The sequence below is a fragment of the Vulcanisaeta sp. JCM 16159 genome (genome assembly GCF_001316265.1).
Classification (GTDB): Archaea; Thermoproteota; Thermoprotei; order Thermoproteales; family Thermocladiaceae; genus Vulcanisaeta.
The window spans coordinates 104,229-128,678 of sequence record NZ_BBDN01000004.1; the positions used below are offsets into that span (position 1 = coordinate 104,229).

The following is a 24,450-nucleotide window of genomic DNA, read 5'->3' on the forward strand; positions in this document are numbered from 1 at the left end:
CTTTTACAACATGCCACGTTTATGACCTTGGTGAATAACATGCCAGTAACCTGCCCAGGTGAGTATGAGGTAAATGGGAAGAAGGTGATACTTGACGAGGATTGCTTTCTTCAGAATCCTGAGGTTTGGGATGAGAAGGTTGCCGAGTGGATGGCTAGGAATCTTGAGGGTGTTCAGCAGATGACTGAGAGGCATTGGAAGGTTGTTAGGTACCTTAGGCAGTACTGGGAGACTTACGGCGTATGCCCACCAATAAAAATGCTCCTAAAGGAGACCGGAGAAACACTGGAGGAATATACGAACTATTCCCAGATGGACCAGCCCACGGAGCATGCAAAGTAGCGGGGGCGCCAAAACCAACAGGATGCGTATAATGAAATATAAAAATCCATAATATACTTAAAAATCCTCTTCATAATCCACCTGCTTCATTAAATAACTTTTTAACCAATAAGAGAACCTTCTCAGCATCATTAAGCGCCCGCTCAGCATCTATCCTAGTGTGCAACTCCTCAGGAGGTATTCCGCTCTCTTCATCACCATACATTGAGAACTCCCTCTCCTTTCTCAAGCTCCTTGATATTGACGCCAACTCATCGATATATTCCTGAAACTATCCAGGGAACTTACTACGTTCCCTTCTGAGTACTGGACCAACATCATGCCACCTCGCAGCTCCACGCCGACAATTCTCAGTGCAGCCTTAAGCAGTAATTCAACGGTCTCCTGGCACTGTCTAACTACGTATGGATAATTACCACCGCTTAATGCTTCTCTTGCATGCCTTATCCTTTCCATAGTCTGGCTAATATAAGACCTGGTCATCTCAAGATTATTCAATTTCAATCACTTCGCCGAATCTATAGTCTTTCTTTAGGACCCAGTACCAAGCTTTATCACTAACCCAGACCCTCATCGCGCCCAATTCCCTTAGCCTGTTGATTATCCTTGTGAGTACACTCTCAAAAAAATCCATCCTTATCATAGACAATCACGGCATCCTCAGTCATATCCAGATAAAGCGGTGAGAATCTTTTAGCCTCCTCCCTAGTCTTTATTAATGGGGATGATGTAATGGCGTAGCCCCTATTCATTAATTCATCAAGTAATGGCTGAACTTCATCCTCGGCCCTCTCAAGCATCTTAATCCTATCAGAAATGGGCTTGGGCAACCCCTCAAAAATCACCAGCATGTCAATATCGCTATCCTTACGTTGATCACTCCTCGCAGCACTACCGTAGATAACAAGTGAAACTAGGTTATCACTGTATAACCTAATCAATGAGTTCAGTAGGTTCTGAATGACCGTTCTATGGGCTCCTTAACAAGGTCAAGGCCTTTCCTAAACATTTAATTAAACCCGCCATAACTTATTCGTAAAGGCAAAATTTTAACTTGACGCCCCTAAATCTGGCGGAGGTTACAGAGACCTGTAGATGCCCCTGCCTTATCTGTGATGTGAATTATCGTTGAATAACCAATTATCTCGAGCCTAATTAGACCCAGGTCCTCAAGCCTATACAGCATGTCCATGACCTCATTAATATTAAAACCAGCTATCTTAAAGCGTTCAGAAACCTCCTCAAGCTTGACGCTATTCTGGCCCCTCCTATCACAGGCGTCGCCAATAATCCTCAGGACCGTCCTTTCCTTCTCGCTTAATTCCACGGACATCATTTTACCTATTACATAGCACTTATTAATAAGGATTTTTATATTTAGACCAATTTAATTCAATACACATATTTAATAATGAATAATATTAAATTAATGCGGTAATTCAGTATAAGGACTAATTCATTAGGTCTTCGGCATAACCCTTATAAGCTTCATGGATATGCTTTCATGATACTCATGCCATTAAATCGGGATACTAAGTACGTAAAATCAATAAACGGCAGGGTTTCCGTAATTGGAATGGGCACGTGGGGCATCGGTGGAGGTTTCTGGTCACCTGACTACTCAAATGACGAGGGTTGGATCAGGGCATTAAGAAGGGGTATTGAGTTGGGCATGACGCTTATTGATACGGCCGAGATGTACGGTGGCGGGCATTCAGAGGAACTCGTTGGTAAAGCAATAAGGGGCTTTCCACGGGAGGAGCTCTTCATAGTAACTAAGGTTTGGCCTAACCATGCCCGTTATGATGACGTCATTAGGCGGCCAGGGCGAGTAGGGAGAGGCTGGGCACGTACATAGACCTGTACCTGCTCCATTGGCCTGCCACTGATGTGCCTATTTGCGAGACGATGAAGGCCTTTGAGAAGTTGATTGATGATGGCGTAGTTAGGTTTGTTGGCTTGAGTAATTTTGATGTTGAGGGTATCGAGAGGGCTAGGCAGTGCTTCAGTAAGTATGACATTGCCGCTGTGGAGAATAGGTATAGCCTTCTCCATAGGGTTGATGAGACCTCGGTAATACCATACGTGCAGAGGAATGGCATGCTCTACCTGGCGTATACGCCACTCGAGAAGGGTGAGTTTGCCAGTAATGATTTCCTGAGGAGGATTGGTGGGAAGTATGGTAAGACTGCAATACAGGTTGTGCTTAATTGGTACATAGGCATTGATAACCTCGTGCCAATACCAAAGGCCGGTAGGATTGAGCATGTTGAGGAGGATGCGGACGCATGGGTTGGAGGTTAAGTAAGGAGGATTGGGATTCAATAAGTAATTATTTCCGTAGGGTTTAGCGATGCCGAAGACCTCAACAATCATTAATTACTTGGAAATTACATCACTAATAATATTGATCATAAGTTTATTATTGCTGGTGATACCAGTAAGTCAGGGTGCAGTCATTACATACACATGTGTAAATGGTGAGTTAAGGGGTAACACAACCTGCGTATTTCCCAGGGCGGTTGAAATTAATAATTCCGTAATTGGCAATGTACTAGTCTCGATAAATAACGGGCAACTCGAAAGGCTAAATAATGGTTCGGTAGTGGCTCGTGAAATCACGTTAATACCGATAGCAAGTTATGTTAGAGTAAGTAATGAGTCGCAGGTCGTGATTAACATCTATAACCCAACGAGTAAGTGGGTTAACATTACGTTGCCGGGTTCATGCATTCTCACGGTAAACGCCACAATACTTGGTAGTGGGTATGTATCAATTACCGTATTGAGCAATGGAAAGGTCATTGACTATACACCCTACACATACTCACTATTCATAACAACATACGCTAATAACAACATCAATATATTGATTAAACCAGCCGTTCCATTATCATGCCCGTGTATAAACACGATAGTTAATGTGCTTGTGGATGGCGCATGCATTGAACATGGTAATGCCATCGTATCATCAATCGCATACATGAAAAGCAGCACTGCCGGTAACTCCTATGGGGCATATGCATTGGTATTATTGCTAACTTCATTAATAGTCCTTGCCATCTCATTAACCTTAAGATTAGGCAATCTCATGGGGCATAAAGTATTTATAATTTGCCGGTTATGAGAGGTTGATGCCAGGGATTAATGAGATTGTTCAGGAGGAGGCGAAGAAAATTGTGAATAAATACCTTGAGCAAATAAATGAGAGGATAAATAAATCTAAGGAGGAACTACTGAAGAAGGTTGAGGAGATAAAGAATATTAAATAACTTGGCCATAGAGCTTAGCAATAAAATCCCTGGGTACACCCTCCAGGAATGCATTTAATAACGTAATAACAAGTTCACTCTCGACAAAATTAAAGTGCACGGCAGCCAGGGCTGCGCCTGGCGAGAATTCCGTAAATAGTGATATCATTGAGTCCTCAAGGTCCTTAGTAAACCTGTAACTGAATGGGCCAAGGTACTGAACCAATAACCTAAGGTCTGAGGAACCAGCCACTTTAATTAATTGGTCCACGGGTGGAAATACTGAAGCTACTTCCTCGAGAATTCTCGTGGGTGATTCGCCGTAGATTTTCACAGCGGTAACAAACACATTGCCTGAGTGTATTGTTAGTTCATTAATCAACTCCTGTGATACACCCCATAACTTGCCCCTCAATACTACATTAAGGTTATAGAAATCAACAAGCCCCTTAATGAATTTACCAACCGAGTAATCAATTCTCGCCAAACGCATTAGGTACTCTATGAAGGCCTTATCAATTAATGTATCGATAAGCATTACATTATATTGAGGATTCTGCTTGCCGACCTTTATGAAGGTGTCAAGCGCTGGGCCGGCTGGATGCTGAAGCTCCATTAACTTATTACGTAAATCCTCAACATCCCTAACACCCATTATCGCGGCCAAAACATGCCTTCTACCAAGCTCTTCCTCAACCGTTACGTTGACTAGACCTTCCACCGACCCAACACCCTCTAACCCCCTCATTAATGATTTGGCAATTACCTTAACATTCTCAAGCTCAAACCTCATTAGGTACGACCTCAGGACGGCGGATGCCGGTGATGGTACTGACGATGCCAATGAACTTATTGACCTAATTACGTGGGACCTAACCTCATTAGTTACTTGGGCCTCATCAACTATCTTACCCAACCTCTCAAGGACATCTCCATACTCAGTACCCTTTAGCACGTTTACGGCATCATCAAGCGACTGCGCTAGTATTAACGCGCTTAATTTATCCCTACTCAAGTACCTAGCCCTTAACCCCCTAACCCTAGGGCCAAGTGCTGTTAATTTAATTACGTAATTACTCGACATTTCCCTTACTCACCAATTAATGCCTTAACAACCTCATCAACGGTTTTATCAATTGCGTTATTGACCCTCCTCCTGAACTCCTCAACCTCCTTACGTAACTGCTCTGAGTACTTTCTCACTTCATCCTCAATCTCCCTAGACCTGTTCTCCCTGTACTCATTAATAATCCTCTTTATGTACTCCTCAACCTCACCCTGAACCTTAACCTTAACCTCATTTATTAACCTAGTAATCTCGGCATCGCTACTATCCCTTAGCTTGTACACCTCATCAACCTTACTATCAACCTTCCTAAGAATCTCATAAAGCCGTTCTAAGGACACGATAAGGATTCTACGATGAGGCCTTAAAAATATTATTGCATTATAATTGATCCCGAGCCACGGTTTATTATTAAATGATAAATGATGATAAAGACCTAAAAATGCCTATTGAAGTTCATGATTAATGAACACTAAGGATATTGTGAGGGCTTTTAGGTACGTAAGCATTGCATTGTATGTGGTAATAATAGTGATAACCGTGATATTAGGTGCGGTGGCATTATACTTAGCCATTAAAGATATTATGTCGTTAATGTCAACCTCCTCAATATCCGACGTAGAGATATTGAGCGCCCTATCTGGAGTATTCCTAGTGGTCATAGCCCTAGAGTTCGTTGACATGTTCCTGGAATACATAAAGACCGGTACCGTAGTCGTTGACCTAGTACTTGCCGTGGTTCTCACGGCAATCTCAAGAGAACTACTACTCTACATCGCGTCACCAAGTGCCTCCTTTAACTACGGTGTGCTACTGGTTGCAAGCATTCTCGTACTTGCGTTGGCATATTGGTTAGTTAGTAGGGCAAAGGCACCATCACGTATTAGTTAACTCGAGCCTCCTCGCCATTTCAGGCAGTAAATTCCTGATGCTATAAAGCACTTCGTACTCATTAATACCGAGTCTCCTCATTATATTGCCTATTGCATTCTCAAGCACATCCCTACTAACACCATGTATCATGAAGTAACAATTATATGGCCAGGAACCAAGGGTCACCTCCCTAAGCACCACATGCGTCGCCTCCTCAATCAACGCAGTCCTCTCGCAAATTTCTGGGATTGCTTTAAAGACTACCATGGCATTCTCTCTAAACCCCACTTTGTCCGAGTCTAGGGTTGCGTAGAAGTCCCTTATTATACCGACCTTCATTAGATTACTGATTAAGTCCCTCAACCCATCAACGTTAGTGCCTGCCAGATTCGCCAATTCATTGAAGGCTCCTGCTCAATGCCTATTGACCTTAACTTCCTAAAGAACTCCATCGGGAGTCCTGTTGATTCTATAGACGGTACATTAAGTGGTAAAATCATCGACTTCGTTCTGGATACCCCGTTAATTAAGTCGAACTTAACATCTATCTTATAGGTCCTCAATGCCGTTAAAATCACGAAATCATTAATTCCAAACCTTGTCAGGGTACTGGAGACCTTCGTTATTAATTCCTCCTTACTCTTGGCCTTCGTAACGAACCACACGTTGTACCTGGCATGCCCCCTAACGAAGTTATGCGATACCTGTGGGTCGGAATTTATGGCCCTAGCAACATCATCTATTAATTCGCTCGGTACATTAACACCAATTAGTGCTGATACCAATCCTCTTGATCTGTAATTCACGAGGGCGCCAATCCTCTTAATCAAACCATTACTCATTAAGTTCCTCGTTTCATCCAATACCCAATCTTCATCCTCACCAATCCTCCTGGCTATGTCAAGGAATGGCCTTCTCGTTATTGGAAAGTTGTATTGAAGCTCCATTAACAATGCCCTTCTCTTATCGTTAAGCTCCACGTGGCATTATCCTCAGTCCCATTTAAAAAAAATGATTTGCGTTTGCGCTCCAGTGAAAAACTGTTATAAGGGCCTTAATTATAATACACACTGTATGGAGGAGTATGACTCAAGGATCATAAAAGCGCTCGTTGATTTAGTAAGTAAGAGTAGGGGCAGAAGGGTAACCATTAAGGCAAGATCATTACTGAAGTTTGCAGGGCTTAATGACAAACACGCAGACATATTGAAGACGGCTAAGGTCCTCGGTAAATTAGCAAACGATGGTTATGTCAGAGTTGAGAGTAATAAACCCGTCAAGACCAGGTCCAGGGTCCTTAGGTACATAATTACTGAGAGTATGGAGTTGTGGAAATTGGCTAAGGAGAACCCCAATAATGCCGTTAACATTTTACTGAGGAGGTTAAGGGATTTAAGCAATTACGGTGAGACACAGACCCAAGCTTGAATGATAAGTAACATGACCATAAGGAAGGAGGTGGAGGTCGTTAAGGGACATAGACTAGATTATCAATTATATAAATACCTCCTACAATACTTCTCAGAGAGTGAACTGGAGAATATTTTTGATAGTGTGAGGAAACCACCAAGCAGGTATTACGTGAGGGCTAACACAATGAGGATAAGCCCCGAGGAATTGATGAAACTACTACGTGAAAAATCCATAGATATTTACCAAGATGAGCACTTGCCTGAGGCGCTCTGGTTCCCCGTTAAGGGACCCAATAAGGTGCCATCGGCACGTAAGTACGTACTTGCCGATAAGAAGGCCTCCGAGAGCGTTTACGTGGGCGCTAACTTATACGTACCTGGCGTTATCAAGATGGATAAAGACATTAGGAGGGGTGATGAGGTCAACGTCATAGCCCCAATGGCGAGGTCGTGGCCTTTGGAATTGCCGAGGTTGATGGTGATGAGGCCCTGAATACTAGGCGCGGCATAGCGTTAAGACATTGGTTAGTGTTTATACCATGCCTAAGGTTAGGGAGGTGAGGGAGTACGAATTGGGCCTTTTCTACGACCAGAGCTTACCTGCCCAATGGGTTGGTCATGTACTTGATCCAAGGCCTGGTGAGGTTATCGTTGACATGAACGCAGCGCCTGGTGGTAAGACAAGCCATATAATACAATTGAGTAATGGTAAGGCTATTGTTCACGCATTTGATAGAAGCGAGGGTAAGGTTAGGGAATTAATCGAGACCCTAAGTAGGCTCGGCATGGATGGTCTTTATAGGGTTGAGGTTAGGGACACGAGGTACCTGAATATTGATAGGCCGGACCTAGTTAACTCCGTGGATAAGGTATTGATTGACCCACCCTGCACAGACATGGGCGTTAGGCCCAGGCTCTTTGATGTGAAGACCATGGAGACCGTAAAGTCCACAGCAGAATACCAGAGGCAGTTCATTAAGGTTGCATGGAGATTGCTGAGACCCGGGGGCATTCTCATTTACTCAACATGTACAATACCACCCCTTGAGAATGAGGACAACATGGCCTATGCCGAGAGCCTGGGTTTCGAGATAGTCGACATAAGCATTCCCAATGCATCTGGCGGATTAACCGATAGGTATAGAAAATCCGTTGTTAGGTTCTATCCTCACGTACATGATACACCAGGTTTCTTCATAGCTAAACTCAGGAAGCTTTATTAAAGGCATAATTGGTATAGTCCTTAGTGGTTCGTTAATTCCTAATATTGATACTTACTAATGTACTCTTAGATCCACCGCCACGTAGCACATGGTCGTTTTCTAATATTAATGGATCCATAAAGGGGCACCAACCCATAATGACATTCTTACGCACCCTAACCACCAATATCTAATCAATAAGTGATCCTTTAATACCATGATATAAAGACACACTTCAGTAGTTATGTCTATAGACGCGGTTACTAGGGAGTTCAGGGAATTCTTTAATGACAAGCCAACTCTGGTAACCTCCGCACCCGGCAGACTGGACTTCCTTAATACGCACCAGGACTATAAGGGGTTACCCGTAGTCGCCGTAGGCATTAACCTAAGGACTTACATAGCCATTTCTAAGTCCCAGGGCGAGTTTACGGTGGCATCAGGTAATTTGAGGGATGATAATGTGGAGTATGTCGATAAGTTCTCACTGGGTGAATTGAAATTGCTTGGTGGTAAGTGGTTTGGCGATTACGTTAGAGCCTTGTAATGGCATTTATTAAGCGTGGATACTCTGTCAATTCCTTCAGGGCTTGGATACGCAGTAATGTTCCAATAGCCTCAGGACTTGGGAGTAGTGGGACATTATTGGTTGCGTTGGCCTCGGCGATCAATGCCATTAATGGGTTTAACCTTGATAGGAAGAACATGGCAGAGATAGCTTATGAGGCTGAACACGACGTTATGAACATACCCTGCGGCAGGCTTGATCAATACGCGGCTGCCTTCGGCAATATTGTTGTTATAGAGACTAAGCCTCCTTACAACGTCGAGGTCTTACCACGCCTTAATGGGGTATTCCTCGTCGTTGACACTGGCATTAGGCATAGTACCGCGGATATACATCCTAAGCGTCAACAGGAGATTGATGAGGGGCTCCGTAAATTACTTAGTATGGACATACCTGGGAATTTGAGGAGAAAGCTTGGTGCCATTATTGGGAAGTTCGTTGGGACGAGATAAGGGAGGGCGAAATAAGTCAATTTATTGAGGAGTTGGATAACGCATCTAAAAGGAGGATATTATATACATTGAGGGCTAACGAAAGTACGAAACTGGCATTGAGCGTTATTAGGGAGGTAATGTCGATATTAAAGACCTAGCGAGTACACTCAACCTAAGTAGTGCTGAGGTGGATAGCTTGATTTCCCGTTATGACTGGAGGGAGGCCATGATTGGTAAGGTCATGACCTATCAACATAAATTACTCAGTGAGTATTATGATGTTAGCTTACCTGTAATAGATGAGTTGGTTAACTTCCTGGTAAGTGAGGGCGCCTATGGGGCTAAGTTGTCCGGGGCGGGTTTAGGCGGTTCAGTCATTGCGCTCGTTAGGGATGAGACTACCGCCAGGGAAATACTGAGCAAGGTCTTAAGTAGGGGCTTGGCCCCGAGGGGCTGGGTCGTCAGTATAGATAATGGGGTGATGGTGCATGGTTAATAAGCCCGTCATGGAGCTTAGGTGGGACCCAACACTTAGGGAGTGGGTTTTGGTGTCAAACATTAGGCGTTTTAGGCCGTGGCAACCAAGTAATTACTGCCCATTCTGCCCCGGAAATCCAGAGACTGGCTATGGGTGGAGAGCCCTAATACTTGAGAATAGGTACCCAATGCTCATGGAGAATCCGCCCGAACCCACTAATCACTGGTTTTATAGGACCGGTAAGTCAGTGGGTAGGTGCTACGTGGTTGTTGAAACCCCCGAGCACGACATTGACGATATTAGTGACCTACCCATTGACCAGATCGAGTATGTACTAAATATGGTAATTAATAAGGTGAGGGAGGAGTCAAGTAGGGATTACGCGCATTACTTTCTTTGGTTTAGGAATAGGGGTAGGGAAATAGGGGTATCGTTAACGCACCCTCACAGTCAAATATACGTATTACCATTCACGCCAAGTAAGGTGGAAAGAGAACTCGATAGTGCCAGGGAGTACTTCAATGAGCATAGTAGGTGCTTGTTTTGCGACATCCTAGGCGCTGAGCTCAGGGACGGCGTGAGACTAATCCATAGTAATGATTATTGGGTCTCATTCATGCCCTTCTACTCGCATTGGCCCTTTGAAGTTCACATCTACCCAAGGAGGCATATTCAATTAATTACGGAACTTACTAAGGAGGAGGTTAGGGGCTTGGCGGAGATCCTTAAGGTGTCGCTGTGTGGATTAACGCACGTGTTTAATAAGTCAATGCCATACATATTAGTGTTGCACCAGGCACCGCTGAAGGGTGATTACCCGTACTATCACCTGCACATTGAGGTTTATGGCATATTGAGGGAGGAGGATAAGATTAAGTATGCGGCCGGCATGGAGACCGGTGGCGGTAATTTCACGTACGACTCAGTGCCCGAGGAGAATGCACAGAGGATTAGGGATTCCGTGTTAAGAAATTGCATTCACAATGGTTAGTAATTAGCTGCGTTAGGTTTTTATTGAATTCCATCTTTTACGGCTCAATGGGCAGTACATTTAAGATATCAGTTACTAAGATGGATTTTGGAGTTAGTGAAGAGTTGACGGGCAAGGTATACGACACGGTAATAATCGGTGGAGGACCGGCGGGCATGTCGGCAGCCATATACGCGGCTAGGTACGGCATGAGCACAGTAATAATAACCGAGGAGGTTGGCGGGCAGGTGGCTAAGGCTGGCTGGGTTGAGAATTACCTCGGCTACACAAGGATTATGGGCCCAGACCTAGTGACTAAGTTTGAGGAGCATGTTAAGTACTACAACGTGCCCATCGTGATCGATTCCGTAGAAAACGTGGAGAGGGATGGCGACCTATTCAAGGTTTATACACTAAATGGTGATGAGTACACGGCTAGGACCATAATAATCACCGTCGGCGAGAAGAAGAGAAAGCTTAACGTACCTGGCGAGGATACATTCAACGGCAGGGGCGTCAGCTACTGCGCACCCTGTGATGCGCCGTTGTTTAAGGGTAAGGTCGTCGCGGTGGTCGGTGGCGGCGACTCGGCGGCGTCAGCGGCATTGTTATTGACCGAGTATGCCAGTAAGGTTTACATGATACACAGGAGAAATCAGTTGAGGGCCCAGAAGTATTACCAGGACCTGTTGCTTAAGAATCCGAAGATAGAGATCATGTGGAACACCGTGGTTAAGGAGTTACAGGGCGATAAACTGCTTAGGAAGGCAATACTGCAGAGGGTCGATACAAAGGAGGTGTTTGAATTACCACTTGATGGTTTATTTGTCGAAATAGGCGCGGAGCCTCCAGTCGACTTATTTAAGAGGATTGGGCTTGAACTCTCGCAGGACGGATACGTAAAGGTCAATCACCTAATGGAGACAAGCGTACCGGGCATCTACGCAGCAGGTGACTGCGTTGACTTAACGCCAAGGGACTTTAGGCAGATAGTGGTGGCTGCTGGGCAGGGGGCCCTCGCCGCATACTCGGCCTATAATTACATAATCAAGAGGTACGGGTTTAACAGACACTAAGACGGAAAGAAAGTTTATTTATTGATTTCACAGACCTTGATTTGAAATGATTAATAGACGCAATGAAGAAGAGGAAACAATAGGTGTACTCGAGGAATTACCTCTCTCGGCTAGGTTAATCCTCAATTACCTGGAGTTCGAGCATTTAATAAATAATAAGACCTACATCACGTTTAAGGAGATAATAGATGGTACGGGGCTTGGGGCTAGAACCGCCAGGAACGCCATTAATCTGCTGCGCAAGAGGGGGTTTGTTGAGACTTACCTAGACGTGAAGGAGAGGAGGAGGTACATGTATAGGCTTAACTTCAGGAATCTTACTCAGGATAGGGTTGACGTATCGCCTGGGCTCTATGTAATAGATGTTGGGCTTGGCACAATACCAAGCATGACATTTAGGATTTACAGGGTGTTAAGGGCTACGGCTGTGGCGTTTTACACGGATAGCGTCCCAACAAGTTATCTCGAGTTCACTAAATGTACCTGCGCAATGCAGAGGTTAATTAATTATGAACCGCAGGGCTTTGAGGAGGTTGTATACACGGTAACGAGTAACGGGGGCTCTGCGGCATTGGTCATGGATGCATTACTTGATTCCCAAGTTGTGAAGCCATACATAGATGCCGTATATGAATCCTCTGATCATAATCACGTAATGATATACAGGGTTGTCGGCGTCTCACCAATTCAGGTAGCCCTTGAATTACTATTAATGGGTAGGGAGGATAAGGTGTCGTATAGGAGGGAGAGCACCATAATTCGAATAATAGTGACTAGGGAAAGGCTTCAATTGAAGGATTACATTAAGGCATACGTCCTGGCAATGAGTGATGATGGATTAACACTTAAGGAGTATGACCAGGATCATGATTTTAATGGAATGAAGCCTACATTATTTACTCAAAGACGTAAATGAAGCCCTTTAATCTACTTAATTTCACTTTCAGCTAATTGCTTACCGAGGTACTTAGCCGCTAGTAATAGGAACCTTAATCCTCTCCTGGCATCGTTATCCCTTATCAACTCATTCACTGTCTCAATGACGGACTTACCATCAACAGCAACCTCCCTAGCAGCATTTAGGGAAGCCACATAGGCGCAGCACCTGATACGTGCCATGAACTCCAACAATGCATCTAGGTTCGTCATTAAGTACATGCTATTATCATTAATTAAAGTATGTACCAATTCATTCAATACCTCGGGATCCCCAAGCACGTCTTTTAACGTATCAAGAAGGCCAACATTACCCATTGCGCCTATGAGGTCAAGGGCCTTCTCAACACCATCCCTTATGCTGGGTTCCGTGAACTTTGCCATTATTGATAGTAATTTGTCATATTCATTTAGTAATTTAATGACGTTTGTAGTTAGTAGGTTTTTCACTAAATCCTTAACGACCTCATTGTTTAGTAAGTCATTTAGTGAATCGAGTATCCCAAGCTCATCTAATCTCTTTATAACCTTAAGGAATTTAATAAGCGGCTCTAGGTATTCGGGCGTTAATACCTCAAGGAGCTTACTCTCAAACTCTAGCTGGTTCCCAACCACGTCACTCACCTATATAGGTAACGTAGCTTTGCGGGTTCCGTAGCCTCGAAGTAAGCCTCGAATATTGGATCCCAAAGCTCTGGGTATAGTATCATGTCCCAGTAGGTCGCCGCAAAGGCAACCTTAAACAAATGGTTAATCCTGTTTATTGGGTATTTAATTGTTGAGTTATTGTAGTCACTTATTACGAATGTGCCAAGGCCATAACCAACATCAAATGGGCAGTTAGTACGGCCCGTGTTACGGGCATCCTCACCCTGAAGAATCCTAGCCACAACACCAGCCTGTAGGTGAGCTGTAACCCCCGTTTTGGCGACGGGAAGTGCCGAGGCATCACCAATCACGAACGCATCATCGAACCCCTTAGCCCTATTCGTGAATTTATCCGCCTGGACAAACCTATCACTATCCAACACATCCTCAGGTACGTACTTAATATCAACACCAACGTGCGGTGGTACGACTATCGCAGCATCGAACTTAAGCTCCTCGCCCTCCATGGAGTAGGCGACCCTCCTCTCAGGGTCTACGTGGTCAAGCGTGTAGAAGGTTATGTACTCAATACCCCTTTCCTTAAGCAGCGGCTCTATTAACTCATTCATGGGCTCGGCGGGGTACGGCCTTGGGTAGAAGGTCGCAAAGACTATCCTCACCTTATCCCTCAAGCCCCTCCTCCTGAAGAATTCCTCAGCGAGGAACGTACCCTCCAACGGGCTTGGTGGGCATCTATAAGCGCCCGGAGCCAGTATGATCGCCAAGGTGCCCTCCCTCATGCCGTTCAATGTCTGCCAAACCCTCCAGGCATTCTCCTCGTTGCTATGGTAATTACCGAACATCTCCGTGACCTTATCGAGACCGGGAACCCTCGAGTAATCCACAGTGGCCCCTGTGGCTATCACTACGTAGTCATACTCAAGCCTCTTCCTGTTCTCAAGCTCCACGTACCTGTCCTGAAGATTAACAACCCTTACGCCGGACTGTATGAAGTTTACCCAGGGTTTAAGCACCGAGCGTATCTCACGCTTAATGGGCCTCCTGGAGCCCCTGAAGGCTATGTAGAGTAGCCAGGGCCAGAAGTAATTATAGGGTTGTTTATCTATAATCGTAACCTCAAACTCATCCCTTGGGAGCCTATTAGCGAGCATTGCGCCGCCTGTGCCGCCTCCGATAATAATTACCTTCTTTTTAACCGTGGACATGATAAATCGCCTTAATCACTTCTTGGCAGTTACCTTAATCACGGCTACTATTTTATCAGACTCCTTCCTAAGTTCCAGGAGTTGATTGCCAGTCCTCTGTATCCAAGCCCTTATGTCCGGCTCAAAACCTGGGTCCGTGGCCCAGACCTCGATTAAGTCACCATTCCTCGCATTCCTATACGCCTTAACAACCTCGGTAATGGGTCCCGGGCAGGCAATGCCCCTGGCGTCCACGAGGATCCTATTGCCCTGGCTCATGTCCATCACCTCATATGAAGAGTACCTGCCCTCCCTTGGCCATTTCCAGGAATGTCGTTACGCCAACAACATCATCAACAAGTGATGGGTCAAAGTCCTCCTTCTTAAGGCCGGCTGCCGACGCCATCATTGAGCATACGTAGACCTTGGCACCCATTTTCTTAGCCTCCCTGAGCATGTCGAGCCATGTCGGCGCCTTTATCCTAGCCATACCCTCCTGAAGCTTAGGCACAAACTGCTCAAACTCCTTAGGCCAAACGGGTGGTGTTGGGTTCTTCAGTAGCTTAAACATTGCCCATCCAGTGAAGAAGATATTCACCTCATAACCAAGCGCCGTAGCCGCCTGCGAAATCACACCGACCGGTATTAACCTGTCCTCAGTCCCCGAGAACACGATCATGCTTATTTTATCCTTACCCGAGCTCATACAAGGATACGAAGTATTCAAATGAATAAAAATAATAAAATTAAGCGCATTTTATGCACCTGAAAAATAATCTTATAAAACCAAACAAAAGACTAAGAAAGAATATAGATAAAAACAAAACAATGCGAAAGAATTCATTAATTTATAATTGCCATGCCGCGTAATTTTATCGTGAAGACCCCTAATAATGTTGAGACCTACGTTGTAACCCTTCAATTCAATTTTTCCAGTTAATACCCCCTTCCTCATCTTATCAAGCGACTCTGTACAACATCAAGACAATCAATACCCTTAAGAGATTCAACAATATTCATAGTAATAGTTAGGTTATGAGCCGTAGATATAAATGACTAATTAATGTAGGACTAGGAGATTTTATTAAGGTATTCGTTACTGATTTTCAGAAAATGGGCGAAGGCGTAGTACCCCAGGTTAAGGACCTAGGGAATTACGTAAAATTCAGGCTTGAGGAGGCGATAATCGAGCTTAACCTAGCCATTGAACTCCTCGAGAGGGGATACAGCAGAAAAGCATCGCAAAAGGCATTCATGCGTGGAAAGCCATAGTTAGTGCCCTAGTCTCACTGAACATGGATAATATGCCTAAAGACGAGAAGGAGAGAGAGTGGTACAGAAAAATAGGTTTTCTAGCCCTAACAACAGGCTCAACGTAATAGCGAGAAGACTAGAGGAGCTGGGCTATAGGGAAGCCGTAGGCATAAACTCACTGGCCCTAAAACTACATAGGTATGCATATAACGGGCTCTACCGTGGGGCCAGCGACTATGCGGACAGGAAAGACGCGATAGAGGACCTAGTAGTACTGATTAAGAAATTAACGCAATTAATAGCCGAGCTAGGCAGGGAGAAGGAAGCCAATGAAATACTAAAGAAGATAGAAGGCCCAACCCACGGTTAATGAACCAAGACACGGCCCAACCAAATCCCCAAGCAACGCACAAACAACTCAAGCCAAAACCCCCAAAAAAAAGCGAGAAGTCACTTTGTTTCTTTGGCTCTTGTTGGTACGTCTTTCTGCTCCTGACCCTTGCGTTTCTTTTTTTGTTGTTTTCACGATATTTCTACCCCTAAACACCGAGCCTGCCCCAACGATACTTAATACATTGTAAAATAGAGAGCATGAGATCGCGCATACTCCTTGGCTTTGTCGGTGGTGCTTCTTGGGGATTTCCCTGATTACGCATTATGTCGTGCCTGCCGCGTCTCTCCCCATGAACCACGTGAGTGCTTATTACTCCCTAGTTCACTCCCTCTCCGTGCTTGGTAGGCTTCTTGATAGGGTTAGGGTCTTCGGCGTTTGGGGATTTACCCATAGAACTTCGTGACCGGCCCCAGGAGGTTAGGGGGTTAGCCTCGAGTACTTACCCACGGCATCCCATGTTAATGTCGTTGGAACAAACTCGTTTTTGAGAAACAGAATGATAACGCGAGAACAATATTACCTATGTCGCAAACACCGTCGGAACAGGCACACAACATGAACAAACACGAAGTTTAAAGTTCCAACAAAAACCAAGAGAAGGGGGTAGATAATGCTTATAAAGGGCCTAATAAAGTAACGCCTTGGTAGATTTCAATAGAATATTGAAAGATCTTCTCCGGGAGTCCCAGGGGGCTCTGGGTAATCGCGGGCGGGTAGATTTCAATAGAATATTGAAAGCTTTCCGGCAGGTAGGCAATGCCTTCACCCACCCTTGTATAAGTCTGTAGATTTCAATAGAATATTGAAAGAAAAAAAGCATGCCGATGACAGTGAAGTAATTATTACTAACCATCGTAGATTTCAATAGAATATTGAAAGTTGATATTCATCAAGACAATCCCTAACGACCCATCGGACTACGCAATAGAGGATTTCAATATAATATTGAAAGTTTACCCCCTGTAGTATGTACCACCCACACCTCTTGCCTCTTACTAGGAAGATTTCAATAGAATATTGAAAGTGAAGGCAGCTTATCGATTACATAAGACCTACGGTGACATGGGCTAGGTCAAGTTAAAGAAACACACAGAATCTGCGGTCAGGGCCTGTGAAGTACTAAGGTGAGTGTTCAATGATGCGACGAGTGAGGGCAGCGAAAAGATCGTGAAGAAGATCACCAAGGTAATGACGAAAACAGGCAAAACTGCCCAAACCCACAGGCCGAAATAACTAAAACAAGACCTTAACCCTCGTCGAACGTGGAGCCCCGGCGGATTCGAACCCGGGAAGATTGGGTGTCCGCGTTAGAAACTGAACGCTGCAGCCCAACGCCTTAGGCCGCTCGGCCACCGGGGCATTATTATGTGTTTGCACGGGAGATTTAAGCCTTTCGGTAAGTTCAATATTAGATTAAGTAGGTTTTTATCCTTTGTAATTCGAATCAAGTTCTATTAATGCCCTAATTAATCATTCCCTCCCTTTTCTCATTACTTGTTTCAGTCAAGGCTGAATTCATCACTTGTCAGGGCAGGGGTTTCACCATCAGTGAGATTTAGTGCGGTGGTTCCCATTTAAATTATTACTTGATTTTGTTTATTAATTCATTCCTTATTTCCTTACCAAGTTTCATGAGTGTACCCCATGCCGCGAGTACGCCCGTGGCCGCCGCCACGTTTATGCCCCTGGAAAGCCCTGCTCCGTCTCCTGCAGCGAATACACCATCTACCGTGGTCTCCATGAACCTATTAACTACTGCCCTCATGCTGTAGTACTTAATCTCCGGTGCGTAGAGTAGGGTGTACTTTGAGGCTAGTCCAGGTATTACGTTGTCAACCCTGTGGAGGAACTCCATTAGGTTATCGAGTACCCTATGTGGCAGCGCCATACCAATGTCGCCTGGCGTCACGATTTTCATGGTGGGTTCGATGACGTTTCTCCTGATCCTATCCCACGTGGACCTCCTACCATCCTCGAGATCACCAAGTCTCTGGATTATTGGCCTACCGCCGCCTAATTTCGTGGCTAGCCTCGCAATTGACTTGCCATACTCAATCGTGTCCTCCATTGGTCCGTGAGCCTAATTGACGTCAGTAATGCGAAGTTCGTGTTGTTGCTCCTCCTATCCACGTAGGTCTCTCCATTAACGCCAACCGTACCATCGTCATACCTCTCCATGACTACGAAGCCCCCTGGGTTAACGCAGAATGTCCTGACCTTGTCGTCATGGGACTTCGTGTACATTATGATCTTTGGGTCCATGTATAGATTAGTCACTGGGTCCATGACGTACTTGGGGACCTCAACCCTAACACCAACATCTAGTGGGTTAGGCATTAACTCAACGCCCAACCTCCTCGCCTCATCCCTAAACCACTCAGCCCCAGCCCTGCCAGGCGCCATGATTATGGTCTTAGCTCGATAATGCCCCTCCTGGTCTTCAGTATGAAGTGCCCATTACTCTTCTCGACATGCTCAACCGCGGTACCAATGGCGAATTTAATGCCGGCCTCGGTTAGGTAAGATACAAAGTTCTCAATGACCCTTGTGGAGCCATCAGTACCAATATGCCTCTGTCTAATGGGCACGAGTTGAGCACCAACCCGAGCCAGCGACCTCTGATACTCCTCGAAGGTAGGTCCCTTGGGCTCGAAAACCCTGTCCTGAGGCGCCCCAAACTTCAGGAATACATTATCGATATAGTCAATGAGTAGGCTAGCTGAGTTCCAACTATTTAGGATTTCCTGAAGATCGCCACCAATGTCAGGCCTTAGATTAATGATGCCACTACTGAATAGCCCCGCACCGCCAATGCCATGGGTTATGTGGCACGGCACGCACACGCACTTCCCAATCCTGGCCAAGGGGCAATGTCTCTGCCTAGCATGTAGCCCTTATCAATCAATAAAACACTCACATCCCTCGCATTCTCCACAATCTCATACGCCGCAAACAGGCCTGCTGGGCCGCCGCCTACTATGGCTACGTCGTAGATCACGGGCCCATCACCTCACGCCTCATGTCGATCATGTCCATGGAATCCTCCCCAGTCCCTATTAACGTGATTGGGACCCTCAACACCTCACTGACATTCTCAAGCCACCTCCTCGCCTCAACAGGTAAGTCACCCCACCTCCTCCTGCCGCGGGCGTCTGGGAATAATACGTCGAACTTCGTAATGGCTATTTGAGTCGGCCTATTAAGCATGACAGCCCTCCTAGCGAGGTCCATGTTAAATGGCGCGGCGCGCCTGGGCCTGCCCGTGACCGTGCCCCTCTCAGCCCAACCCCTGGCAATGACCTCCTCCATACTCAACTCACCGGGTAATTCACCAGCCCCAACCCTAGTAACATACGCCTTAAACACAAGGACAATGTCGCTAACGAGCCTCGGGCTAACCCCAACCTCACTAATCACGCCGGCTGCGTGGTGTCCCTGGAGGTTACGAATGTACGTACCGTGATAAAGGCTTAGGAACGTCCCCTGTGTGCCCTCAATAATTACCTCGCCACCCCTATCCAACTCCTCATTGACCTCCCTACTAACGTCAGTTATTAATTCCCTGAGCTCCGGGAAATCCTTAGCCGTCTTCAAAACCCTTAATACCCTATCAACCATTGCCGCACCCACGCCCTGACCCGTTGAACCAATGACCTTCATCAAGTACTCATTACTCCTCTCACTCTCCACGTGCCTATCCTCAATAACGCCGGCATTAGCGTCAACCCAAACCCTACCCCTACTGCCTATCTCCTCGATCTCCCTGAACAAAACATCAATCTTAAGTAACGCGCCCGGCGCTATCATGAGTTTCGTTGTTTCACTAATGAAGCATGAGGGTAATATCCTAAGCTTCCAAGTCCTCCCATTGTAATTAACCGTGTGGCCGGCATTTATGGAGCCCGTCCTAACGCAAATGCCCGGTTTATCCGCAAGACCTAGGTAGGACACTACCTTGCCCTTACCCTCATCGCCAAACCATCCACCAACAACAACCGTTAGCGGCACTTTTTAACATATGATATTAACACTTATTTAAATATTGCCCCAATAGGCAGGTGTAATACAAGTCATCATTGTTAAATAAGTTTTTTTAAATAACAGTACGAATAGGCACCGTGGGCTACATATCACCGCTGGATGATAGGTACTACGATGAATTAAGGGATTACGCGGCTGCGGTTTCCGAGAGGGCATTCGTTAAGTATAGACTGAGGGTCGAGATTCTATACCTAGACTTTATAGTTAATGTATTGAGCAGGGTAGGCTTACTGAAGCCCCTTGGCGATGAGGAGAGGATGAGGCTTTTATCATTGAGTTTTAGTGATAATGACTATACACTGTTTAAGGAGATGGAAAATAGGCTTGGTCATGATGTAAAGGCTGTTGAGTACTTATTAAGGGAGAAATTGAGCGGCGTAGGTCTCGGCAATATTACGCACTTGGCGCATTTAGGCTTGACCTCTGAGGATGTGAATAATCTAGCCTTGGGGTCCTCATTAGGATTGCCATTTATAGATACTTAATGCCTGAGTTGGCCATGTTATTGAACGTACTGATGAACCTTATGGAAAAGTACGCCGACCTACCAATGCTTGGGAGGACTCATGGACAGCCAGCAACACCAACAACCCTTGGTAAGGAGATTGCATACCACGCCTGCAGGTTAACCTACTGGCTTGGTGTGACCACCGACATTAAGTTGCAGGGCAAAGTTTCAGGAGCTACCGGCTCAATGGCGAGCTTCCCAATGATTAGCAGGGACATTGATTGGATTGATGAGTTGAGCAGGTTCGTTAGAGAACTTGGCTTCGAACCCGCGATAGCCACAACCCAAATATTACCACCCGACTCAGTGGCTCACTTGCTAACGTCCACTGGACTAATGTCCCAGGCACTCATTAACCTAGCCCAGGACCTGTGGATGTACAACATGCTCGGTTACATACATGTCCGTGGTAAACCAATAGGCTCATCCACAATGCCTCACAAGGTCAATCCAGTGGACCTAGAGAATGCCGAGGGTAATCTGAAGCTCGGTTCCTCAATACTTATGGAGATAAGTAGGCATATCCAAGTGAGTAGGCTTCAGAGGGATTTAAGTGACTCAACCATTAAGAGGAATATTGGGCTTGGTATTGGCCACGTGATCCTTGGGGTAAGGAGGCTGAATGCCGTATTGAGTAGCGTCGACGTTGATGAGGACGCCATAAGCAGGGATTTAAATGATCATTGGGAGGTGCTCAGTGAGGCTGTCCAGGTTAGGCTTAGGGCATTGGGCATGGCCGACGCCTATGAAAGGGCGCTAGCAATATTCAGGGGGTCCAGAATGGGTGCGGAGGATTATGGAAGGGCACTGGGTGAATTAGGTGTTAATGATGATACCCTGCGTGCATTGAGCCAGGTAAATACATTGGTTATGCCAGGGAGTTAACCATGAACTGCGTGAACCATTGTAAATACGTGTTGGAGGTAGTTAAGTCCAGGGTAAATTATGAGGTAAATACGATGAAGTCCCTCGGATTCCTGGAACAGTAATATTGCTTAACATGTTTAATTAAAATAACTCAGCAATAATTAAAGCCGTTAATGAACATGGTTATGTGCAGAGCAATAAGTATGAATTGAGGGAGAGGTTGTTGGGCATTACCGTGAGGGAGTTGGACATGGTGATAGTGGATAATGAGCGTACATTTAGATTGATGATTAAGAGCGATGATGATTGCATGCGGTTAATCCTATTGAGTGATGATTATGAAATAATAGAGAGCAAATGCCTAAATGACGTGAGACTAGGCACAGTAATAAGTTTCCTAAAGAGGACACTACCATACTAAACGAACCACCTCATTATTAATGCCAGGACGAAGCCCACGACCACGGCAATTATCATCGACGGCACAGCCTCAATAGCCCTCCTCAGCCTCACCCAAAACCTCCTAACCGCACTCGGTCTCCTATAGATAATGAACTCGATGCTCAACGAACTAAGGCTGCCCCTGACATAGTAAGCCCTAACCACACCCCTAAACCCTGAATCACGCAAATCCTCCACGAGCCTAACCAAAGCCCTACTAGGCACTAATGAAGAAGCAGAAATAACTAATTAATATAAGTTATTCCCATTAATCGTAAATTACCCGCCACAGCATCTTACACTCATACATAGCGTTGTAAGATTTAATTACTTAGTAAGATTAAAATTTCCGCCTTAATAAATCTAGTTACTAGATCTGCTATGATCGAGGAAATAAGAATTGGTTTAATATTTATTTTCAATTACTAAAGCATCAAACATTTAACGCCTACTGTAGTCCTTAACGACTCTGCCAAAATCAAGTATATAATCAAAAGTCCCATAAACGCACCTAATGATTCTCCTCGGCCCCAACCTATAGAGTGGGTCAATATCACTCCTATTATTAAACACCAAGGTGCAAGGACCAGTCCAAACACTCTTCGGAGTCAACCTATGCCTATACCTATCAACCAATTGAATCAGCGGCTCAGCACCATCACCGGCCGGTGGAATAACCTTAAGGGCAAGCCTAGTGATTGGCAGCGGCTCAATCTTAGTGGGCTCCTCAGGCCTAATAACGGCAGTGACAAGTCTCAAACCCTCAGGTCTCTCTAGGAATCCATAGACCAAGTCAAAGCTCCTCTTAATATCGAGGACCGCGAATTTTTTAGGTACGCCCCATATCTCCCTGCCTGCGGCCAAACCAACGTCACTATTAACGTAGTTATAAGCCGTATAGTACTTCTCCTGACCATCAAGAAGCACCTTAATGTCCACGGCAAACTCATTATAAGGCCCAAGGGTACTAAATGGGAATTTAAAAAAACGTGATCACCGCCTCGGTAGGTACTGGGGCCTCAAGGTCCTCAGGGACAACCTCAGCCGCACCCTCCGGATCAGCCTCAAAGAATACCTGCAAAACCTCGGCATCAGGGAAGTACTGAGGTAGTTTCGCAAAGAGGGGTGTATTACCTGGCATTGACCAGAGGCCCTTAATGGGAAGTCTACCCTTTACTCTGTCCCTATTCATCAATTTATTATGCCTTAGTATTAATATTTAATAGTGTTGCTTGTTGATTTTGCTTTGTGTCTCTTGATTGGTTTAGGGCTTTGAGGGATGTTGTTATTAGTAGTCTTAGGGATTCGTGGCTTCCGTTCCCTGTTGATAAGTCAATTTGTACTAAGTGGAGGGAGGGTTTATCCTTCGATAGTGATGGTAACACCATACTCTATACCTCATGCCTTTACCAACTGGCCCCAGTCATTGAGAGGGCTGTGGCTGAGCTTGAGAGGTTTGGTGTTACTAAGGGTGGTGCATTGGCTAGGTTTACGGCCATCGGCGCGAGGGTCCTTGGTAAGGCATTGCTTAGGCCTGATGATGAGGAGCTTGATAGGGCCAATAGGGTGATTAGGAGCATCTATGGCATGCTCAAGGCCCTGGGCATTAGGTTTAGGGTTTTGGATAACGAGCCCTACAGCGGCGCATTGCTTTATGAGCTTGGCTTCGTTAATGAGTTTGCGGATTACGCGAGGAGTGTTTATAAGGTCTTTAGGGATAATAACGTGAGTGAGGTAATAACCATCGACCCGCACACGCAGTACACGCTCGAGAGACTTTATCCAAGTACGTGCCTGAGTTTAATATTAAGGTTAGGAGTTACCTGGACTATCTGGACCTGGGCAGGGTTAGGGTTAGGGTTGGTGAGTTTACGATCCATGACTCATGCATATATGCCAGGTATTTGAATAAGTATGACCTGATTAGGGGCTTACTTAGGGGTAAGGCCGATGTTAAGGAGGACCCGGTAATAACTGGTAGGGACACATCGCACTGTTGTGGTGGGCCTATCGAGTCGACGTACCCCGAGATAGCCGGTAAAGTTGCTAGCAATAGGGTTAGGGAGTTGGCTAGGCTCTCTAGGAACGTGGTTGTTCAATGCCCAATATGCTACGTGAACTTAAGGAGAGGTGTTAAACTAAGTGGTGTTGAGGTTAATCTCTACGACATTGCCGAGGTCATTGAGGTGAGTGGGTGATGATGAACATTAAGGAGATTCACGAGGAAGTTAAAAAAATGCATGTATTGCGGCTTTTGTGAGTTCCCATGCCCAACATTCAATGTCCTACGCAGTAGGGCCTATGGACCCAGGGGTAGGATCAACCTCATTAAGGCGTTGATAGAGAATGGTTTTGGGCAGGGTAAGGACGTGGGACTTAATAGTGACGTTATTAACCCAATAATGACCTGCCTGCACTGCGCAGCCTGCGATACCCAGTGCCCAGCGGGTATTAGGATTGCGGATGTAATACATGGTTTCAAGGCAATTATCCTTGAGACAATACTTAAGTAGTGGTGATTCGAGATGATAGGCATGTCCCAGA

Annotated in this window: 36 protein-coding genes and 5 pseudogenes; 22 read left to right on the forward strand and 19 right to left on the reverse strand. The window is 45.5% G+C overall.

Features of this window, described 5'->3' with window-relative positions; all coding sequences use genetic code 11:
- Window positions 1–21 precede the first annotated feature (21 nt).
- Window positions 22–374: pseudogene (locus tag JCM16159_RS04805) on the forward strand (TusE/DsrC/DsvC family sulfur relay protein).
- 38 nt (window positions 375–412) lie between these two features.
- Here JCM16159_RS04805 and JCM16159_RS04810 read toward each other — a convergent pair.
- From JCM16159_RS04810 to JCM16159_RS04820, 3 genes and pseudogenes are all read right to left on the reverse strand, one after another.
- Window positions 413–825, reverse strand: a pseudogene (locus JCM16159_RS04810) (HEPN domain-containing protein).
- 7 nt (window positions 826–832) lie between these two features.
- Window positions 833–1,351: pseudogene (locus tag JCM16159_RS18615) on the reverse strand (nucleotidyltransferase family protein).
- A gap of 54 nt (window positions 1,352–1,405) precedes the next feature.
- Entirely contained in the window at window positions 1,406–1,678 is a 273-nt protein-coding gene (locus JCM16159_RS04820) for a MarR family transcriptional regulator (protein WP_243665930.1), read from the reverse strand.
- Between the two features lie 177 nt (window positions 1,679–1,855).
- On the opposite strand from JCM16159_RS04820, the pseudogene JCM16159_RS04825 reads away from it, so the two are divergent.
- From JCM16159_RS04825 to JCM16159_RS14755, 3 genes and pseudogenes are all read left to right on the forward strand, one after another.
- A pseudogene (locus tag JCM16159_RS04825) lies at window positions 1,856–2,693 on the forward strand (aldo/keto reductase).
- 56 nt (window positions 2,694–2,749) lie between these two features.
- A complete protein-coding gene (locus tag JCM16159_RS04830; RefSeq protein ID WP_243665931.1) occupies window positions 2,750–3,469 on the forward strand; it encodes a hypothetical protein in 720 nt (239 codons plus the stop codon).
- 7 nt (window positions 3,470–3,476) lie between these two features.
- Window positions 3,477–3,614: a hypothetical protein gene (locus JCM16159_RS14755; protein WP_243665932.1), complete on the forward strand. Its 138-nt coding sequence runs from the start codon at window positions 3,477–3,479 to the stop codon at window positions 3,612–3,614.
- Here JCM16159_RS14755 and JCM16159_RS04835 read toward each other — a convergent pair.
- Together JCM16159_RS04835 and JCM16159_RS04840 are read right to left on the reverse strand one after the other, a co-directional pair.
- Window positions 3,607–4,677, reverse strand: a complete 1,071-nt coding sequence (locus JCM16159_RS04835; RefSeq protein WP_054857113.1) for a V-type ATPase subunit — start codon at window positions 4,675–4,677, stop codon at window positions 3,607–3,609. The genes JCM16159_RS14755 and JCM16159_RS04835 overlap by 8 nt on opposite strands.
- 5 nt (window positions 4,678–4,682) lie before the next feature.
- A complete protein-coding gene (locus tag JCM16159_RS04840) occupies window positions 4,683–5,000 on the reverse strand; it encodes a hypothetical protein (protein ID WP_054857114.1) in 318 nt (105 codons plus the stop codon).
- A gap of 124 nt (window positions 5,001–5,124) precedes the next feature.
- Here JCM16159_RS04840 and JCM16159_RS04845 point away from each other — a divergent pair, with 124 nt between their 5' ends.
- Window positions 5,125–5,550, forward strand: a complete 426-nt coding sequence (locus JCM16159_RS04845; RefSeq protein ID WP_054853598.1) for a phosphate-starvation-inducible PsiE family protein — start codon at window positions 5,125–5,127, stop codon at window positions 5,548–5,550.
- Here JCM16159_RS04845 and JCM16159_RS14760 read toward each other — a convergent pair.
- Window positions 5,536–5,928 carry a hypothetical protein gene (locus JCM16159_RS14760; RefSeq protein ID WP_243665933.1) on the reverse strand — a complete coding sequence of 131 codons (393 nt, stop codon included), beginning with the start codon at window positions 5,926–5,928 and terminating at the stop codon, window positions 5,536–5,538. The genes JCM16159_RS04845 and JCM16159_RS14760 overlap by 15 nt on opposite strands.
- The gene (locus tag JCM16159_RS14765; protein WP_243665934.1) at window positions 5,892–6,512 is read right to left on the reverse strand and encodes an Lrp/AsnC family transcriptional regulator; all 621 of its coding nucleotides are present in this window, start codon (window positions 6,510–6,512) and stop codon (window positions 5,892–5,894) included. Before JCM16159_RS14765 ends, JCM16159_RS14760 begins: the two co-directional genes overlap by 37 nt.
- 94 nt (window positions 6,513–6,606) lie before the next feature.
- On the opposite strand from JCM16159_RS14765, the gene JCM16159_RS04855 reads away from it, so the two are divergent.
- The 9 genes from JCM16159_RS04855 (at window position 6,607) to JCM16159_RS04880 (ending at window position 12,588) form a co-directional block, all read left to right on the forward strand.
- Window positions 6,607–6,960: a hypothetical protein gene (locus tag JCM16159_RS04855; protein ID WP_054857115.1), complete on the forward strand. Its 354-nt coding sequence runs from the start codon at window positions 6,607–6,609 to the stop codon at window positions 6,958–6,960.
- 12 nt (window positions 6,961–6,972) lie between these two features.
- On the forward strand, window positions 6,973–7,437 hold the full coding sequence (locus JCM16159_RS14770) for a PUA domain-containing protein (RefSeq protein ID WP_243665935.1): 465 nt from the start codon (window positions 6,973–6,975) through the stop codon (window positions 7,435–7,437).
- Between the two features lie 28 nt (window positions 7,438–7,465).
- On the forward strand, window positions 7,466–8,167 hold the full coding sequence (locus tag JCM16159_RS14775) for an RsmB/NOP family class I SAM-dependent RNA methyltransferase (RefSeq protein WP_243665936.1): 702 nt from the start codon (window positions 7,466–7,468) through the stop codon (window positions 8,165–8,167).
- 223 nt (window positions 8,168–8,390) lie between these two features.
- The gene (locus tag JCM16159_RS14780) at window positions 8,391–8,693 is read left to right on the forward strand and encodes a galactokinase family protein (protein WP_243665937.1); all 303 of its coding nucleotides are present in this window, start codon (window positions 8,391–8,393) and stop codon (window positions 8,691–8,693) included.
- The gene (locus tag JCM16159_RS14785) at window positions 8,693–9,166 is read left to right on the forward strand and encodes a hypothetical protein (protein WP_243665938.1); all 474 of its coding nucleotides are present in this window, start codon (window positions 8,693–8,695) and stop codon (window positions 9,164–9,166) included. The genes JCM16159_RS14780 and JCM16159_RS14785 overlap by 1 nt, the downstream gene beginning before the upstream one ends.
- A 169-nt stretch (window positions 9,167–9,335) precedes the next feature.
- A complete protein-coding gene (locus JCM16159_RS14790; RefSeq protein WP_243665939.1) occupies window positions 9,336–9,644 on the forward strand; it encodes a hypothetical protein in 309 nt (102 codons plus the stop codon).
- Window positions 9,637–10,617 carry a galactose-1-phosphate uridylyltransferase gene (gene galT, locus JCM16159_RS04870; RefSeq protein WP_054857116.1) on the forward strand — a complete coding sequence of 327 codons (981 nt, stop codon included), beginning with the start codon at window positions 9,637–9,639 and terminating at the stop codon, window positions 10,615–10,617. The genes JCM16159_RS14790 and galT overlap by 8 nt, the downstream gene beginning before the upstream one ends.
- Window positions 10,618–10,664: 47 nt before the next feature.
- Window positions 10,665–11,672: a thioredoxin-disulfide reductase gene (gene trxB, locus JCM16159_RS04875; RefSeq protein WP_054857117.1), complete on the forward strand. Its 1,008-nt coding sequence runs from the start codon at window positions 10,665–10,667 to the stop codon at window positions 11,670–11,672.
- 46 nt (window positions 11,673–11,718) lie between these two features.
- Window positions 11,719–12,588: a MarR family transcriptional regulator gene (locus tag JCM16159_RS04880; protein WP_054857118.1), complete on the forward strand. Its 870-nt coding sequence runs from the start codon at window positions 11,719–11,721 to the stop codon at window positions 12,586–12,588.
- A gap of 11 nt (window positions 12,589–12,599) precedes the next feature.
- Here JCM16159_RS04880 and JCM16159_RS04885 read toward each other — a convergent pair whose 3' ends face one another.
- Genes JCM16159_RS04885 through JCM16159_RS04900 form a run of 4 tightly spaced genes read right to left on the reverse strand, consistent with a single transcriptional unit; the run spans window position 12,600 to window position 15,107 of the window.
- Window positions 12,600–13,223, reverse strand: coding sequence for a DUF1641 domain-containing protein (locus JCM16159_RS04885; protein ID WP_054857209.1), 624 nt, complete (start codon window positions 13,221–13,223; stop codon window positions 12,600–12,602).
- A gap of 5 nt (window positions 13,224–13,228) precedes the next feature.
- Window positions 13,229–14,422 (reverse strand): NAD(P)/FAD-dependent oxidoreductase, encoded by a 1,194-nt coding sequence (locus JCM16159_RS04890; RefSeq protein WP_054857119.1) that lies wholly within the window; start codon window positions 14,420–14,422, stop codon window positions 13,229–13,231.
- 15 nt (window positions 14,423–14,437) lie between these two features.
- Entirely contained in the window at window positions 14,438–14,686 is a 249-nt protein-coding gene (locus tag JCM16159_RS04895) for a sulfurtransferase TusA family protein (protein WP_054857210.1), read from the reverse strand.
- A 4-nt stretch (window positions 14,687–14,690) separates the two neighbouring features.
- Complete coding sequence (locus tag JCM16159_RS04900; protein WP_054857120.1) at window positions 14,691–15,107, reverse strand: DsrE/DsrF/DrsH-like family protein; 417 nt, start codon at window positions 15,105–15,107, stop codon at window positions 14,691–14,693.
- A 407-nt stretch (window positions 15,108–15,514) separates the two neighbouring features.
- On the opposite strand from JCM16159_RS04900, the gene JCM16159_RS18620 reads away from it, so the two are divergent.
- The 3 genes from JCM16159_RS18620 to JCM16159_RS14795 all read left to right on the forward strand — a co-directional run bounded on the left by JCM16159_RS18620 (window position 15,515) and on the right by JCM16159_RS14795 (window position 16,452).
- Complete coding sequence (locus tag JCM16159_RS18620) at window positions 15,515–15,673, forward strand: PaREP1 family protein (protein ID WP_367834284.1); 159 nt, start codon at window positions 15,515–15,517, stop codon at window positions 15,671–15,673.
- Between the two features lie 58 nt (window positions 15,674–15,731).
- A complete protein-coding gene (locus tag JCM16159_RS18625) occupies window positions 15,732–16,025 on the forward strand; it encodes a PaREP1 family protein (RefSeq protein ID WP_367834285.1) in 294 nt (97 codons plus the stop codon).
- A gap of 262 nt (window positions 16,026–16,287) precedes the next feature.
- Complete coding sequence (locus JCM16159_RS14795) at window positions 16,288–16,452, forward strand: hypothetical protein (RefSeq protein WP_243665942.1); 165 nt, start codon at window positions 16,288–16,290, stop codon at window positions 16,450–16,452.
- 1,179 nt (window positions 16,453–17,631) lie between these two features.
- Here JCM16159_RS14795 and JCM16159_RS18630 read toward each other — a convergent pair.
- From JCM16159_RS18630 to JCM16159_RS04920, 5 genes are read right to left on the reverse strand one after another with little or no spacing between them, the layout of a single operon-like run.
- Complete coding sequence (locus JCM16159_RS18630; protein WP_367834286.1) at window positions 17,632–18,117, reverse strand: hypothetical protein; 486 nt, start codon at window positions 18,115–18,117, stop codon at window positions 17,632–17,634.
- A complete protein-coding gene (locus JCM16159_RS18635) occupies window positions 18,075–18,452 on the reverse strand; it encodes an FAD-dependent protein (RefSeq protein ID WP_367834287.1) in 378 nt (125 codons plus the stop codon). The genes JCM16159_RS18630 and JCM16159_RS18635 overlap by 43 nt, the downstream gene beginning before the upstream one ends.
- 2 nt (window positions 18,453–18,454) lie before the next feature.
- A complete protein-coding gene (locus tag JCM16159_RS18640; RefSeq protein ID WP_367834288.1) occupies window positions 18,455–18,892 on the reverse strand; it encodes a hypothetical protein in 438 nt (145 codons plus the stop codon).
- Window positions 18,871–19,047, reverse strand: coding sequence for an NAD(P)/FAD-dependent oxidoreductase (locus JCM16159_RS18645; protein WP_367834289.1), 177 nt, complete (start codon window positions 19,045–19,047; stop codon window positions 18,871–18,873). Before JCM16159_RS18645 ends, JCM16159_RS18640 begins: the two co-directional genes overlap by 22 nt.
- Entirely contained in the window at window positions 19,044–20,057 is a 1,014-nt protein-coding gene (locus tag JCM16159_RS04920) for an adenylosuccinate synthetase (RefSeq protein WP_054857121.1), read from the reverse strand. The genes JCM16159_RS18645 and JCM16159_RS04920 overlap by 4 nt, the downstream gene beginning before the upstream one ends.
- 110 nt (window positions 20,058–20,167) lie before the next feature.
- Here JCM16159_RS04920 and JCM16159_RS14800 point away from each other — a divergent pair, with 110 nt between their 5' ends.
- The 3 genes from JCM16159_RS14800 to JCM16159_RS04930 all read left to right on the forward strand — a co-directional run bounded on the left by JCM16159_RS14800 (window position 20,168) and on the right by JCM16159_RS04930 (window position 21,886).
- Window positions 20,168–20,575 carry a hypothetical protein gene (locus JCM16159_RS14800; protein WP_243665943.1) on the forward strand — a complete coding sequence of 136 codons (408 nt, stop codon included), beginning with the start codon at window positions 20,168–20,170 and terminating at the stop codon, window positions 20,573–20,575.
- Window positions 20,575–21,483: a lyase family protein gene (locus JCM16159_RS14805; protein ID WP_243665944.1), complete on the forward strand. Its 909-nt coding sequence runs from the start codon at window positions 20,575–20,577 to the stop codon at window positions 21,481–21,483. The genes JCM16159_RS14800 and JCM16159_RS14805 overlap by 1 nt, the downstream gene beginning before the upstream one ends.
- Window positions 21,484–21,652: 169 nt before the next feature.
- The gene (locus tag JCM16159_RS04930) at window positions 21,653–21,886 is read left to right on the forward strand and encodes a hypothetical protein (protein WP_054857122.1); all 234 of its coding nucleotides are present in this window, start codon (window positions 21,653–21,655) and stop codon (window positions 21,884–21,886) included.
- On the opposite strand, the gene JCM16159_RS04935 is transcribed toward JCM16159_RS04930, so the two are convergent.
- The 3 genes from JCM16159_RS04935 to JCM16159_RS14810 form a co-directional block, all read right to left on the reverse strand.
- Window positions 21,883–22,131 (reverse strand): hypothetical protein, encoded by a 249-nt coding sequence (locus JCM16159_RS04935; protein ID WP_054857123.1) that lies wholly within the window; start codon window positions 22,129–22,131, stop codon window positions 21,883–21,885. The genes JCM16159_RS04930 and JCM16159_RS04935 overlap by 4 nt on opposite strands.
- A gap of 216 nt (window positions 22,132–22,347) precedes the next feature.
- Window positions 22,348–22,845 carry an acetoacetate decarboxylase family protein gene (locus tag JCM16159_RS04940; RefSeq protein WP_243665945.1) on the reverse strand — a complete coding sequence of 166 codons (498 nt, stop codon included), beginning with the start codon at window positions 22,843–22,845 and terminating at the stop codon, window positions 22,348–22,350.
- Window positions 22,846–22,885: 40 nt separating this feature from the next.
- Window positions 22,886–23,098 (reverse strand): hypothetical protein, encoded by a 213-nt coding sequence (locus JCM16159_RS14810; RefSeq protein WP_243665946.1) that lies wholly within the window; start codon window positions 23,096–23,098, stop codon window positions 22,886–22,888.
- Between the two features lie 56 nt (window positions 23,099–23,154).
- Here JCM16159_RS14810 and JCM16159_RS04945 point away from each other — a divergent pair.
- Window positions 23,155–24,104: pseudogene (locus tag JCM16159_RS04945) on the forward strand (heterodisulfide reductase-related iron-sulfur binding cluster).
- 42 nt (window positions 24,105–24,146) lie between these two features.
- A complete protein-coding gene (locus tag JCM16159_RS04950; protein WP_054857124.1) occupies window positions 24,147–24,419 on the forward strand; it encodes a 4Fe-4S dicluster domain-containing protein in 273 nt (90 codons plus the stop codon).
- Window positions 24,420–24,450 lie beyond the last annotated feature (31 nt).